At 70.0% G+C, this 13,156-nt stretch carries 16 protein-coding genes and 2 tRNA genes; 15 read left to right on the top strand and 3 right to left on the bottom strand.

Annotated features, from left to right (window positions below):
• Positions 1 to 292 precede the first annotated feature (292 nt).
• Positions 293 to 922, top strand: coding sequence for a GNAT family N-acetyltransferase (locus AWQ68_RS25105; protein WP_245656074.1), 630 nt, complete (start codon positions 293 to 295; stop codon positions 920 to 922).
• A gap of 106 nt (positions 923 to 1,028) precedes the next feature.
• Positions 1,029 to 1,892, top strand: coding sequence for a hypothetical protein (locus AWQ68_RS25100; protein WP_157545680.1), 864 nt, complete (start codon positions 1,029 to 1,031; stop codon positions 1,890 to 1,892).
• 80 nt (positions 1,893 to 1,972) lie between these two features.
• On the opposite strand, the gene AWQ68_RS25095 is transcribed toward AWQ68_RS25100, so the two are convergent.
• The gene (locus AWQ68_RS25095) at positions 1,973 to 2,401 is read right to left on the bottom strand and encodes an alpha/beta hydrolase (protein ID WP_066944289.1); all 429 of its coding nucleotides are present in this window, start codon (positions 2,399 to 2,401) and stop codon (positions 1,973 to 1,975) included.
• A gap of 138 nt (positions 2,402 to 2,539) precedes the next feature.
• Between AWQ68_RS25095 and AWQ68_RS25090 the strand changes: the two genes are divergently transcribed.
• Together AWQ68_RS25090 and AWQ68_RS25085 are read left to right on the top strand one after the other, a co-directional pair.
• A complete protein-coding gene (locus AWQ68_RS25090; protein ID WP_066944287.1) occupies positions 2,540 to 2,959 on the top strand; it encodes a helix-turn-helix domain-containing protein in 420 nt (139 codons plus the stop codon).
• Positions 2,960 to 2,973: 14 nt separating this feature from the next.
• Positions 2,974 to 3,408, top strand: a complete 435-nt coding sequence (locus tag AWQ68_RS25085) for a VOC family protein (RefSeq protein WP_066944286.1) — start codon at positions 2,974 to 2,976, stop codon at positions 3,406 to 3,408.
• Between the two features lie 35 nt (positions 3,409 to 3,443).
• Here the strand turns inward: AWQ68_RS25085 and AWQ68_RS25080 are convergent, their stop codons facing one another.
• Positions 3,444 to 3,800 carry a hypothetical protein gene (locus AWQ68_RS25080; RefSeq protein WP_157545678.1) on the bottom strand — a complete coding sequence of 119 codons (357 nt, stop codon included), beginning with the start codon at positions 3,798 to 3,800 and terminating at the stop codon, positions 3,444 to 3,446.
• A 121-nt stretch (positions 3,801 to 3,921) separates the two neighbouring features.
• Here AWQ68_RS25080 and AWQ68_RS25075 point away from each other — a divergent pair, with 121 nt between their 5' ends.
• From AWQ68_RS25075 to AWQ68_RS25030, 11 genes are all read left to right on the top strand, one after another.
• On the top strand, positions 3,922 to 4,428 hold the full coding sequence (locus tag AWQ68_RS25075; RefSeq protein ID WP_066944282.1) for a C40 family peptidase: 507 nt from the start codon (positions 3,922 to 3,924) through the stop codon (positions 4,426 to 4,428).
• 76 nt (positions 4,429 to 4,504) lie between these two features.
• Positions 4,505 to 4,714, top strand: a complete 210-nt coding sequence (locus tag AWQ68_RS25070; RefSeq protein ID WP_066944280.1) for a transposase — start codon at positions 4,505 to 4,507, stop codon at positions 4,712 to 4,714.
• 63 nt (positions 4,715 to 4,777) lie between these two features.
• Positions 4,778 to 5,218 (top strand): hypothetical protein, encoded by a 441-nt coding sequence (locus AWQ68_RS25065; RefSeq protein ID WP_066944278.1) that lies wholly within the window; start codon positions 4,778 to 4,780, stop codon positions 5,216 to 5,218.
• Between the two features lie 196 nt (positions 5,219 to 5,414).
• A tRNA-Thr gene (locus tag AWQ68_RS25060) sits at positions 5,415 to 5,487 on the top strand.
• Positions 5,488 to 5,692: 205 nt separating this feature from the next.
• Positions 5,693 to 5,766: transfer RNA gene (locus AWQ68_RS25055), tRNA-Met, on the top strand.
• A gap of 80 nt (positions 5,767 to 5,846) precedes the next feature.
• A complete protein-coding gene (gene rpmG / locus AWQ68_RS41280) occupies positions 5,847 to 6,011 on the top strand; it encodes a 50S ribosomal protein L33 (RefSeq protein ID WP_030921771.1) in 165 nt (54 codons plus the stop codon).
• Positions 6,012 to 6,604: 593 nt separating this feature from the next.
• Entirely contained in the window at positions 6,605 to 7,054 is a 450-nt protein-coding gene (locus tag AWQ68_RS25050) for a MaoC family dehydratase N-terminal domain-containing protein (RefSeq protein WP_066944276.1), read from the top strand.
• A 2-nt stretch (positions 7,055 to 7,056) separates the two neighbouring features.
• Positions 7,057 to 7,485: a MaoC family dehydratase gene (locus AWQ68_RS25045; RefSeq protein ID WP_066944274.1), complete on the top strand. Its 429-nt coding sequence runs from the start codon at positions 7,057 to 7,059 to the stop codon at positions 7,483 to 7,485.
• 53 nt (positions 7,486 to 7,538) lie between these two features.
• Entirely contained in the window at positions 7,539 to 8,135 is a 597-nt protein-coding gene (locus tag AWQ68_RS25040; protein ID WP_066944272.1) for a hypothetical protein, read from the top strand.
• Between the two features lie 71 nt (positions 8,136 to 8,206).
• On the top strand, positions 8,207 to 9,253 hold the full coding sequence (locus tag AWQ68_RS25035; protein ID WP_066944271.1) for a UDP-N-acetylmuramate dehydrogenase: 1,047 nt from the start codon (positions 8,207 to 8,209) through the stop codon (positions 9,251 to 9,253).
• A 419-nt stretch (positions 9,254 to 9,672) separates the two neighbouring features.
• On the top strand, positions 9,673 to 10,242 hold the full coding sequence (locus AWQ68_RS25030) for a TMEM165/GDT1 family protein (RefSeq protein ID WP_066944269.1): 570 nt from the start codon (positions 9,673 to 9,675) through the stop codon (positions 10,240 to 10,242).
• A gap of 17 nt (positions 10,243 to 10,259) precedes the next feature.
• Here AWQ68_RS25030 and AWQ68_RS45790 read toward each other — a convergent pair whose 3' ends face one another.
• The gene (locus AWQ68_RS45790) at positions 10,260 to 13,121 is read right to left on the bottom strand and encodes a helix-turn-helix transcriptional regulator (RefSeq protein ID WP_281217729.1); all 2,862 of its coding nucleotides are present in this window, start codon (positions 13,119 to 13,121) and stop codon (positions 10,260 to 10,262) included.
• Positions 13,122 to 13,156 lie beyond the last annotated feature (35 nt).

The raw sequence follows: 13,156 nt of genomic DNA, 5'->3' as shown, positions 1-13,156 counted from the left end.
AAGGCCCGGCCTCGCGTGTACATGTGGAGTGCGGTGGAGCAGATCACCCGAGCGCACGCCGCGTAAGCACATACGTGGACTCTCGGCCAAGACCGATGGCGCGATACGGCGATTGGAAGGTCAACGTTCCGCCTCCGTGGTGGACCCCTTCGGCAACATCCCCGGCGTCATGTACAACCAGCATTACCTTGAGGTCCTGGGCCGATGATGCTCTTTCCGTACGCCGAGCCGGCGTGGCTTGCCGGGCACCATGAGACCGAGCGGCGGTCGGCTCATTGGCTACCCTGTGCCGGTGATCCCCCATGACGACGCCGAGGAAGCCCGACACGCGGCGGTGATCGACGCCGACCTCACCGGTCCGCGAGGAGATCGCTCCCGGGTGGTTCTGCGACCGATGACCCGCCACGACCAGGACGAGTTCGTCCGGTTGGTCCGCGCGAGCGCCGACCTGCACCATCCGTGGATGTCCCTGCCCGCCACGGCGGAGGACTTCGAGGCGTACCTCCGGCGGTTCGACGATCCGCTGTCCGCCCAGGGGCTGCTCGTCTGCGTACGTGACACGGGTGCCATGGCCGGCAACATCAATATCAACAGCATTGTTCGCGGGCGGTTCCAGTCCGCCTCCCTCGGCTACGCGGCTTTCGCTCCCGCGGCCGGCCAGGGGTACATGTTCGAGGGCCTCGGCCTGGCGCTACGGTACGCGTTCGAGCAGCTGCGCCTCCACCGGCTGGAGGCCCAAATCCAGCCCGACAACCACGCCTCCTTGCGGCTGGTCCAGCGCCTCGGGTTCCGGTACGAGGGATACGCGCCCGATCTGCTGTTCATCGACGGAGCCTGGCGCGATCACGAACGGTGGGCCATCACCAACACCATGGCGGGCATCGTTCCGAGCGCGCCGCACCCAACGCTGCCCATCCGCTGAAGTACCAGCCGGTCTCCACGACGCACTTAATGGGGCGTAGCGGTGTCAACCGGATGGGGTCGCGCACCGTCTCTCCTGTACCCCCTTTGTCGCAACAGGAGTCGACTTGCGCATCCGCCCCATGCTTTCGGCCGTCGTGGCAGGCGGCCTGCTCTGCCTCTGCTCGCCCGCACAGGCCGCCGTCCCCGAAGTGCGGCGGGACACGGCCACCGACATCGTCGATTACGAATGCACCATCTCGGGCGTGGCCGAGAAGCAGGAGGTCAAGGTCAAGGTCGAGCTGACGATGCCGACCGACGCCACAGTGGACCGGCAGCTGTCCATCGGCTGGCACGGAACGTACGCCGACGGCAGCGCGCTGAAGGTGCCCGCCGCAGGGCTGCCGGGAAGCACCAAGCTGTACGCGTACGCGGCCATCAGCGGCCTGCCCCAGTTGTCCTCGGCGACCGGAGTGGAACAGCTCGCCACGCTCAGCCCGGGACAGATCATCCAACTGCCGACGACCACGGTCTCCCTGAGGACCACTCCCAAAAACGCGGGGACGGCGTCGGTGCGGCCGGGTGCCATCAACTTTGGGACCGAAACCGGACAAGTGTCGATCAAGTGCGAGGTGCGGAACGCCGACGCTCTCAAGACCTACACCCTCACCGTCGCCGCGGCAGGCGGCCAGCCGAGCCACTCCGCCACCCCTACGCCGAGTCCTGAGCCGACCCCCAGTGCCACGGCGAGCGCGAGCAGCCTGCCGACGCATACCGTCACGGCGACCGTGACGCAGGCCCCGGAGGAGCCGGAGGAGGAAGATGACAAGCCGTTCAAGACGCCGGTGGGCGGAGCCGCCACCGGTGGAGGCGGTGAGTCGGGCCCGGACGGACGGATGATCATGTTGATCGGCTCGGTGGTCACCCTCGCCGCCGCCACCGGACTGCTGCTGCGCCGTCGCGGCCTCAACAGAGGCCTTCACAGAGGCTGAGCTGCCGTCGCGGAGCCACCGCACAGTGCCCGTCAGACGGCCACAGTCTTAAATCGCCTTTGGCCGCGTACGCCCCGGCCTCATTCCGGATCGCGGGCGGGAAGGGAGGCCGCCGCGTCGGCGATGAGGCGGGCGGTGAGGAGGCCCGTCTCGACCGCGTGCGCGTCCCGCGCGGGGACGCACCGCCCTCTCTCCGCGGCGTACTCGGTCATGACGACGCCGGCGTGGTCGCTCTCGACTTCGAGCAGGGCCACCGGCCAGCCACGTCCGCGCAGGGCCGCGGCGAACCGGCGCGACCGCTCCACCTCCACGATCGGATCGTGTACGCCGTGGACCAGCCAGAACGGGACCGACTCCGCCACCGCGCGGGCCAGCGGTTCGAGGACGTCGCGCTCGTCCGGGCCTCTGCCGTGCCAGAGCAGTACGGCGGGCAGGGGAGAGGGGCCGCCGCGATAGACATCGAGGGCCTTGCGGCTCGGCCCATAGACGACGCCCCGGTCCACGTCCATCGAAGTCCCACCGTCCTCGCCGTCCTCGCCGTCCTCGCCGTCCTCGCCGCACGGGACGCCGACGAGTGGCGAGCGGTTACCGTGAACAACACGGCCGGGGGTACGGCAGGGTGATCGAGTTTACCGAGCGAGGGGGCGATGAGCCGGGCAGTGGAGGAGTCCAACCGGCGGATGCTGCGCGCCCGGGACGCGATGGACCGCGCCTACGCGCAACCGCTCGACATCCCGACGCTGGCCCGGATCGCGCACGTCTCGGATGCGCACTTCATCAGGACCTTCCGGGCGACCTTCGGCGAGACACCGCACCGCTACCTTCAGCGCCGCCGGGTCGAGCGTGCGATGTTCCTGCTGCGCCAGACCGACCGTTCCGTGACGCAGATCTGCTTCGACGTCGGTTTCGCCAGCCTGGGCACGTTCAGCCGGACGTTCCGCGCCATCGTGGGCGAGTCCCCGACCGCGCATCGGCGCCGCGGCCGCATCCCGCCCGTGCCGACGTGTTTCGCGATGTCGTGGACGCGACCGAGCAGTTTCGGAGAAGCTCCGCGTGGCCGCGGATGACTAGCGTGGCCAGCATGGTGAAGTCACTCACGCATTCGCACATCTACGTCTTCGACCAGGACGAAGCCCTCGATTTCTATGTCGGAACGCTCGGCCTGGAGGTCCACACCGATGTCGATATGGGCTTCATGCGCTGGCTGACCGTCAACGTGCCCGGCCAGCCGGAGCGCCAGATCCTGCTGGAGAAGCCCGGCCCGCCCGCGCTGGACGAGGCGACGGCCGAGCAGGTACGGGAACTGGTCGCCAAGGGCGCGATCGGCCTGCTCATCTTCAGCACGGACGACTGCCGTGAGGCGTACGAGTCGCTGCGCGCCAAGGGCGTCGAGTTCACGCAGGAGCCGACCGAGCACTTCTACGGCACCGACTGCGCGCTGCGCGACCCCTTCGGCAACGCGATCCGGATCACCCAGCCGGCCGCGGAGCCCCGGGAGCCCACCGCGGGCTGCTGATCGGGCACGCCCTGGAAAAGCGGTGCGGGCGGAGGTCACAGGGAGAAGAGGACCGCGAGCCCGATGAGGACGATGCCGGCCAGGAGGGCGGCCGCCACCCGGAGCGACGCGCGGCGCGTGCCGGCGAGGCGGCGTGGAAGGACCAGGGCCGCCAGCCAGCACACGGGAACGACCAGCACGAGCGTCGTGGACGTCAGGGACGCGAGCTCCCAGGACAGGTCACAGCCGTCGTATTCGTACTCGATCATGTCGGTGAGCGGATTTCGCAGGCACAGGTGGTCGCTCACCATGCCGATCTCGTTCGCGACGTGGAAGGCGACGAGCCAGGCCGGGACGGAGACCGCGGCGAGCACAGCGTCCCACGTCGACATGGCGGTGCGTTCTTCGCGCATGTTCCGTTCCACCTCGGAGGCTATGGATCAAGGAATGCTAGCCGGGCCCCACGCTGTTCTTGGGTGGATTCGATCGGAAAGGTGGCTGCGACGAAGCGGGAGAGAAGCTAGCGTCGCATCCATGCGTTGGGGGCGCCTCGCCGCATTGGCGGCCGTGCTCTTCCTCGCCACCGGATCGATCCCACGCGGCGACGAGCTCGTCAAGGTCGTCGGCTACGCCTATGCCTTCCAGGGCATCCCATACTCCTGGGGAGGCGGCCACGGGACGCGTCCGGGCCCGTCGCGGGGGACCTGCCGCGGCTACACCGGGTCCGTACAGCCCTGCCCGGCGGAGCGCACCCTGGGCCTGGACTGCTCCGGCTTCACCCGATGGATGTACCGGCTCGCCTACGGCGACGACGTGCTGGGCCGGGGCGCCACGGACGACCACATCCGCCGGATGCGCAGGGTGCGCACGCCCCGCCCCGGCGATCTCGTGTTCTACGGCAGGGGGAGGAAGACCCATCACGTCGGCGTTTACATCGGCGGCGGCAAGATGATCAATGCCTTCGCCACCGGCACGACCACGCGGATCGACGACATCGGTGCTGTGAAGGACCTGCTCGGCTTCTATCACTACTCATCGTGACGGACATCTCTCCACAACAGGTGTGACCTGTGATGCTCTGAGAAATTGACGGGGCGAAGCGATAGTTTGTCGGACTATGGAACGGCGATGGGTGGGCCCCGACGGTTACGAGATCGTGCCCGCGACCCGGGACGGCCGCCAGGTGCTCCAGGTCTGGAGGGGCGGGCGGCCCGTCGCCGACTGCCATTCAGTCGAGGAGGTCGCCCGGCATGTCGACCTTGCCGACCTTTGTGAAGTGATCCCCTTCCCGGCGCGTGACGACGACCGCCGGGCCGCGCTCCCGTAGATCCCCGCGAGCCGGGCGCGACCCCTCTAACCTCGGAGAATCCCGGTCTCACGAGGGGGAACCATGCGCCTGCCCGCCGCACTCCGCCCGGCCGTGCTGCTCTGCCTGGCCGCCCTGGGCCTCGCCGCCTGCGCGAGCCAGGCCGCCCGTACGGCTCCCGTCGAGGAGACGCCGATCTATGTGCTCAACCTGTACGGCGACGAGAACGGCAGGAGCGATCAGCGTCCCCCGGCCCTGGTGCTGTCGGAGTTCAGCACCGTCAGCGGGATGAGCTGGCAGAGCTGGGGACCCGGCCGGGCGGTCGGCGTCGGCCGGCTGAGCGGCACCTGGTGCCTCCCGCGCTGCCAGAACCACCCCTACAACGCGACCGTCACCCTCAGCAACGTCGTGCCGTACAGGGGCGACGGCTACTTCACCAGGTACGCCGTCAAGGCGCACCTGCCCCCGGCCGAGAGGAAGACGGCCGACCTGAAGGGTTCCCTGCCCGCGCCTCAGGACGAGTAGCGGTCACACTCTTCGTGCCAGGACGGGGGCCGGACGCACAAGATCGCAGGTCGGGCGGGCCCTCGGTTGGAGCGCGGCGGGCCGATTCACGAGCCGCTTCTCGGAGCGCGTTGCGTGGCCGCACTTTGATTTCGCATCGACCGCCGGGGCCGTGTATGGTTACACCTGTCCGCAGCGCGAGAGCGGCGGCGGGCACGCCCCTATAGCTCAGTCGGCAGAGCGTCTCCATGGTAAGGAGAAGGTCAACGGTTCGATTCCGTTTGGGGGCTCTCGCTAACAAGTCCCGCTCGATCTTTCGGGCGGGTCTTTTGGCGTGATGGGAGGGGTTCTCTTCTTCCATCGGAAATGGTTTGGGTTTCTCCCGTGAGTTCCGGCACACTGGAGGCACCCGAGCCCGATCACGGCCGTACGCGGGTGCGCGACAGCCGTACAGGTCGGGTATCCTTGCGTGGCCGGTCGTTTTTGCCGGTTCAAGGCGGAGTAGCTCAGTCAGGCAGAGCAAGCGGCTCATAATCGCTGTGTCGCCGGTTCAAGTCCGGCCTCCGCTACTACCCTGCTCGGTTTCCCTCACACAGGGCGCCGAGTTTCGGGTTGTCCAGTAGTCCCAGACGTAGAAAGGCACTCCCACGTGGCTGCCACAGACGTTAGGCCGAAGATCACGCTGGCCTGCCAGGAGTGCAAGCACCGCAACTACATCACGCGGAAGAACCGGCGTAACGACCCGGATCGGCTTGAGCTGAAGAAGTACTGCCCCAACTGCAAGACGCACCAGGCGCACCGCGAGACGCGCTAACCGGCGTCTCCTGGGCAGAACGTCGCGACGTACTGCCCATCGCGCCCCTGGGAACCAGGGCAAGGCGCAGCACGCCTTTCGGGCGGCAGGTCTTCCAGAGACGCCATCCGCGGCGCCCGCGAGAGCAGGGCGAGAGGCGCGTACGTTCGGAAGCGCCGGGGTGAGACGCATGACGTCCCCCGGCAGCGGTCCAGGTGCTTCTCAGGTGAGGCATGCGGTGCCCACGGCAGGCGATAAGACCGGCAGGTCATAAAACGCGTAACCGGCGTTCCCGAAGCGGAGCGCCGGTTTCTCGTGTTTTCGGGCGGGAAACTCTCCGTGTCACCGACCTCTCCGTGTCACCGAACCCTCAGGGCATGGAACTTCCCGAGCACAGGGCACGAACGCCGTGCCATGGGGAAGCCCGCTTTGTCGTCTCGATACAGAACCATGGTGGGCGTCGTTGGCGCGGGGCGACACATGATCCAACGGGCCGACCGGGCTAACGTTGGTCCTGGCCGGCGTACGGCGAAAGCCCGACCCACGACAGCCGAATGTTGTTCTGTTACCGTCGGCCTTTTCCGCTCTGTAGCCGCGAAGGAGCACGGGCACCGATGGCTTTGAACCGTGATTTCGTCGGGCGGGCGTATACGGCGCCCACCCCTTACGAGGTCAGCCGCGTGAAGATCAAGGAGTTCGCCGCCGCGATCGGCGACACCAACCCGATCTACGTCGACCGGGCCGCCGCCGCCGAGGCCGGGCACCCCGACGTCATCGCGCCGCCGACCTTCCCGATCGTGTTCAGCCTGGCCGGCGCCGGTGAGGCGTTCGCCGACCCCGAGCTCGGTCTCAACTTCGCCATGGTCGTCCACGGTGAGCAGCGCTTCGAGTACCAGCGCCCCATCTACGCCGGCGACCAGCTCGTCTGCACCTCCACGATCACGGAGATCCGCAGCGTGGGCCGCAACGAGTTCCTGACCGTGCAGAGCGACGTGACGACCCCCGAAGGTGAGCTCGTCTGCCGGACCTACAACGTCATCGTCGAGCGCGGAGGGGCGGCGTAACCATGGCTGCGACGGTCAAGTACGACGAGGTCACGGCCGGGCAGGAGATCCCCGCCGTCGAATACCCCGTGCACCGGGTGGACCTGGTGAAGTACGCGGGCGCCTCCGGGGACTTCAACCCGATCCACTGGAACGAGCGCTTCGCCAAGTCGGTGGGCCTGCCAGACGTCATCGCCCACGGCATGTTCACGATGGCCCAGGGCGGACGGTTCGTCACCGACTGGGCGGGCGACCCGGCCGCGGTCGTCGACTACGGCGTCCGTTTCTCGTCCATGGTGGTCGTGCCCGACGACGACAAGGGCGCCGTGATCAGGGTCAGCGGTGTCATCGAGGAGAAGCTCGAGGACAAGCGCGTCGTGGTCGTCCTCACCGCCAAGTCGGGGGACAGCAGGGTCCTGTCCAGGGCCCGCGCCGTCGTCCAGCTCTCCTGACGCCGGTTCCTCCGGCCGAGGTTTGCGGGGGAGTGCCGGGGTAGCGTCCCGGCATGACGCGTTCGAGTGAGCAGCGTGCCGAGGGGAGCGACCGGGAGCCGGTGAGGGGCGCCGAGTCCGTACGGCGCTCCGGCCCCGGCTCTCCCCAGCCGGAGCCGGACCGCCCCAACCCCGACTCCGGATCCGAGGGGCTCGACGCCGGGCGGGACCCCGAGCCCGGTGACGCCGTGAGCGCCGCGGGCCAAGAGCAGGGCCAAGAGCAGGGCCAAGAGCAGGGCCAAGAGCAGGGCCAGGAGACGGCCGGGCAGGCCGTGCCGCCGGGCCGCACGGAGCGGGCCGTACGCGCGTCGGGGCCGCCGCTGACCCCCGAGAGGGCGCGGAGCGCCCATGACGCCTCCCAGCAGGCCGAGCGGGCCCCGGAGCACCACGAGATCTACCCGGGAGGGACGATCGAGACGGCCCTCACGCCGTCGGGCGAGCCGTCCATGGTCGCCTCCCAGTTGCTGTGGGACGGGAGCATCGCGACGTCCCGCCTCGACCAGGCCATAGCCGAGGCGATCCGCGAGCACGACGAGGACGCGGACGAGGAGGACGGCGACACCGGGCCCGCGCCGGATCGGCGCGCCCGGCCGGACACCGACCGGCCGTAGGCTGGGGCGTGCCGCGGTGGGACCTCCCCCGCGGCCGTTTGTCGCTTTTCGTCGTCGCTTGAGGAACACGCATGGCTGACCGTTTGGCAGGAGTGCGGCTCGCGCCGTACACGACGTTGCGGATGGGCGGCCGGGCCCGCGCCTTCGTGGAGGCGCGATCCGAGGGCGAGCTCGTCGAGATCGTGGCCGAGGCCGACCGGAACGGCGAGCCGGTGCTGATCCTGAGCGGCGGCAGCAACCTCGTCATCGGTGACGAGGGGTTCGACGGCCTGGTCGTCCGGGTGGCCTCCACCGGTGTCGAGATCGCCGGCGACGGGCGGGTGACCGTGCAGGCGGGCGAGGACTGGGACGTGCTGGTGTCCCGCTGCGTGACCGAGGGGCTGACCGGGGTCGAGTGCCTGTCCGGGATCCCCGGCCTGGTCGGGTCCACCCCCATCCAGAACGTCGGGGCGTACGGGCAGGACGTGTCGCAGACCGTCACGGGGGTCCGCGTCTACGACCGGACGGCCGGCGAGATCCGCGAGCTGAACGCGGATCAGTGCGGCTTCGCCTACCGGCACAGCGTCTTCAAGGCGGACACCGGGCGGCACGTCGTCCTCGCCGTGACCTACGCCCTGACCTCGTCCGACCTTTCCGGCCCCGTGGCGTACAAGGAGCTGGCGGCGCGGCTCGGCGTGGAGATCGGGGAGCGGGTGCCGCTCGCCGAAGCGCGGGAGGCGGTGCTCGCACTACGGCGCGGTAAGGGCATGGTGCTCGACCCGGAGGATCCGGACACGCGCAGCGCGGGCTCGTTCTTCACCAATCCCGTGCTCGACGCGGCGGCGGCGGCCGACCTCGAACTCCGCGCGCCGGGCTTCCCCCGATGGGGCATGCCGGACGGCGCGGTGAAGGTCCCGGCGGCCTGGCTGATCGAGAACGCCGGGTTCCCCAAGGGATACGAGAAGGGGCGGGTGCGCATCTCGACGAAGCACACGCTCGCCCTCACGAACCCGACCGGCGAGGCGAGTGCCGCCGAGTTGCTCGCACTGGCCCGTGAGGTGCGGGACGGCGTGCGGGAGAAGTTCGGCGTCACCCTCGTGAACGAGCCCGTCATGGTGGGCGTTTCCCTCGCCGACTGAGCCGACTGAGCCGACTGAGCCGACTGAGCCGACTGAGCCGACTGAGCCGTCGGAGCCTCCGAGGCCCCCAGGCCCCTGTTTCCTGAGCCGCTGGACCTGCTCCTGGCCCCCTGCGGCCCCGGCTCCTGGGCCTGGGTGCTTCTGAGGCTGCGGGTTCTTGTGCCCGGGCTGGTCCGGATGGCCGGAATAGGCATCGGGTGGGATCCGCTAGGTTAGGGAGGAACCACCCGAAGGGGAGTAGTCCCGAATCCGTCGATCGACATACTGGCGTGACGTCTCACGCCCGGTCGCGGAGCCCATGCGGCGGACGAGACCTTCGGCCCGACAGTCATGTCCCTGTGCTGCCGGGCCGAAGTCGTGTGCCCGAAACTCCCCGGGTGCCGAACGCGGTCCGGTCGCGCGAGCAGCGAGAGGCACCCTTGGAAGCGTTCTGGATATCCCTGGCCGTGATCTTCGTGGCCGAACTCGGTGACAAGAGCCAGCTCATGGCCCTCACCTTCGCCACCCGGTTCAAGGTGTGGCCGGTGCTCGTCGGCATCACCGCGGCGACCGCGGTCGTCCACCTCTTCAGCGTCGGGCTCGGCCGGGTCATCGGCGACGCCCTCCCCACGACCGCCATCTCCATCGCGGCCGGCATCGCCTTCCTCGGTTTCGCCGCGTGGACCCTACGCGGCGACGAGCTCAGCGACGAAGAGTCGTCGAAGGCCACCAGGACCACGCGGAACGTGCTGATCGCGGTGACCGTGGCGTTCTTCCTCAGCGAGCTGGGCGACAAGACGATGATCGCCACGATCACGCTCGCCACGCAGCACGGCTGGCTCGGCACCTGGATCGGCTCAACGGTCGGCATGGTGGCGGCCGACGCGCTGGCGATCGTCGTCGGCCGCTTCCTCGGCACGCACCTCCCCGAGAAGTGGATCAAGTACGGCGCGGCCGCCGCGTTCGCGATCTTCGGCGTGATCCTCCTGCTGGAGCCGCTGCTCGTGTGACCCGCCGCGCCCGGAGTTCAGTCGAGCAGGGCGAGGCGGTGCGCGGCGGCCGCGGCCTCGCCCCTGGTCGAGACGCCCAGCTTGGGCAGGATGTTGGACACGTGCACGCTGACGGTCTTCGCCGAGATGAACAGCTCGCCGGCGATGTCGCGGTTGGTCCGGCCCTGGGCGACCAGCCGGAGCACCTCCAGCTCGCGCGGAGTGAGCGTGATCTCGGGCGCGGCCTTCCGCGTGGGCGCGTCGTCGAGGGCCGCGCCGACCCGGCGGGCCAGGGCGTCGATCTCGGCCATGAGCGGGGCCGCGCCCAGCGCCCCGGCGAGCGGCCTCGCCGAGCGGAGCCGTACGGCGGCGCCGTCGCGGTCGCCGCTCGCCGCCGCCGCGATCGCCCCGTACACGAGGGCCTTGGCCCGGGGGTACGGGCGGCCGAGGAGCTTCCACCCGGCCGCCGCCTCGTCGAAGCGGCCCTCGTACACCTGGCGGAACGCCGTGCCCACCGGCCCGTCGGTGACCATCTCGGCCGCGAACGCGTCGGTCAGGCCACGTACGGTCGCGGTCAGCTCGGGGGAGACGGCGGCGGCCCGGTCGCAGGCGATCCGGATCGCGGCGAGCAGCCGCCAGCCGAGCATGGCCTTCCCGGACCAGCGCGGGTTGACGAGCGCCGACCGGGCCGCCTCGACCGCCCTGTCCGGCTCGCCGCGGAGCAGGTACCAGCCGATCAGCATGCGGGTGTTGGCCGCCCACTCCTGCGTCCCGTCCTCCGTCCGGGGGGTGAACGCCCCGACCTCGGTGAGGATCTGCTTGGCGGTGTCCTCCTCGCCGCGGGCGATCGCGATGTCGGCCCGCACGCGCAGCAGATGCCAGCGGTTCTGCCGGGGCGGCTCCATGGTCAGGGCGCGCGCGCTGACGTCGAGGGCCTCGTCCCACCGGCCGAGGGCCTCCAGCGCCTCGGCCCGGTTGTTCGCGATGAACGCGCCCTGGGCGCGCATCCTGCCGTACCTCTTGGCCAGCCGATCGCCCTCGACGGCCAGCTGTACCCCCTCCTCGGACCTGCCGAGGTTGTTCAGCGTGTCCACGTTGTTGGCGATCGCGCGCAGCGTGATCCGCGCTGAGTCGAGTCGCCTCCCGATGGCGAGCGCGCGGTCGTTGGTGGCGCGGGTCTGCTCCAGGTCGCCGGAGATCGAGTGTCCGAGGGCGAGGTTCAGCAGGAGGTCCGCCTCCAGGCACTCGTCGCCGAGGTCACCGGCGAGCCGGAGCGCCTCCAGCGTGAGCGCGGTCCCCTCGGGGACCTCGTCGCAGAGCATGAGGACGCGGCCGAGATGGCTCAGCGTGTATGCCCTGGCCTCGGTGGGGTGGGGGACCAGCCGCTCGGCGTGGCGGAGGTCCTCGATGAACCCGGACGTGTGCTTCTGGATCTTGATGTTGGCCCGGCGGACCAGCAACGCGGCCACCCGCTCCGGCTCGGTCTCCTCGTCCAGCTCCGAGAGGGCGCCCTGGACGAACTTCTTGGCGCGCTCCATCTCACCGCACAGGTACGCGCTCTCGGAGGCGCGCTCGTACACGGTGACGTGATCCACGCCGATCCGCTCGGCCGCGTCGGGCACCTTGTCCCACAGCGTGAGGACGCGTTCGAGCAGGTCGATCTGCTCGGTGTAGGCGAAGGCGCGGGCCGCCTTCTCCGCCGCCTCCCACGCCGAGATGAGCGCCCAGAGGTCGTTGCGGGCCGAGTGCCAGTGGTGGGCGATCTCGATCGCCGCCCGTCCCGGGGGCACGAGGTCCCGGTCGCGGTCGATCTCCAGCGCGTACCGGGCGTGCAGCCGCATGTGCTCACCGGGGAGCAGGTCGTCGTGCACGGCCTCGCGGATCAGGGCGTGGCGGAACACGTAGGTGCCGTCGGCGACCTGCACGACGTTGGCGGCGATCGCCGGGCGCAGCGCGCGCTCCAGGTCCTCGTCGGACAGCCCGCTGACCGCGGCGAGCAGCGCGTGGCCCACGCGGATCCCGCCCGCCGCGGCAATGCGCAGCACGTGCTGGGTGTCGTCGGGGAGCCGCTCCACGGACGCGCTGATCAGGTCGTGCAGCGACTCGGGGAAGGAGCAGTCTTCGCCGCAGTCGATCAGCGCCTCGACGAACAGCGGGATGCCCTCGCTGCGCTCGAACACCCTGCCGACCTTGGCGAACTCCGGGGTCACGCCGAGGATGCCGGCCATCTGCGCGGCCACCTCGTGCTGGGTGAACCGGGGCAGGTCGATCCGGACGACGCCCTCCACCCGGGCGAGTTCCGCGAGCACCGGTCGCAGGGGGTGCGTCCGGTGCAGTTCGTCCGACCGGTACGTGAGGACCATGAGGACGGGCGCGCCGCGCAGGTTGCGGCTCAGGAAGGCGATGAGGTCGCGGCTGGAGCGGTCGGCCCAGTGGATGTCCTCGATGAGGAGGAGCACCGGCCGCCGCTCGGCGAGCCGTTCCAGCAGGGTCAGGATCAGCTCGAAGAGCCGGGCCCGCGCCGACTCGGTGTCCAGGTTGCCGCTGGGCTCGCCGAACTCGGGCAGCAACCGGGCCAGCTCGCGTCCGGAGCCGTCAGGCAGCAGCCCGGCCACGTCGGCGGTGCCCGTCTCCCGTACGAGCTGGCGCAGGGCGGCGGTGAACGGAGCGTAGGCGAGGCCCTCCGCGGAGAGCTCCACGCACCCGCCGACGAGTACGTGGGCGCCGTCCCGCGCGGCCTGCTCGGCGAAGCGGGCGGCGAGGCGGGACTTCCCGACGCCGGCCTCGCCGCCGAGCAGCACCACGGCCGCCGCCTGCTTGCGGGCCTGCTCGAAAGCCTCGGCCAGCATCTCGAGTTCCGCGCCCCGTCCGACGAAAACGGGGCTAACCGCCCGGGCCATCATGTCGTCAAGCATTACATGCCATCCGTCCGGAT

Origin of the sequence: Microtetraspora fusca, assembly GCF_001570365.1 — a bacterium.
Taxonomy (GTDB): Bacteria; Actinomycetota; Actinomycetes; order Streptosporangiales; family Streptosporangiaceae; genus Microtetraspora; species Microtetraspora fusca.
The sequence above is the reverse complement of the archived record's forward strand: the minus strand, read 5'-3'. Positions and strand labels throughout refer to the sequence as shown.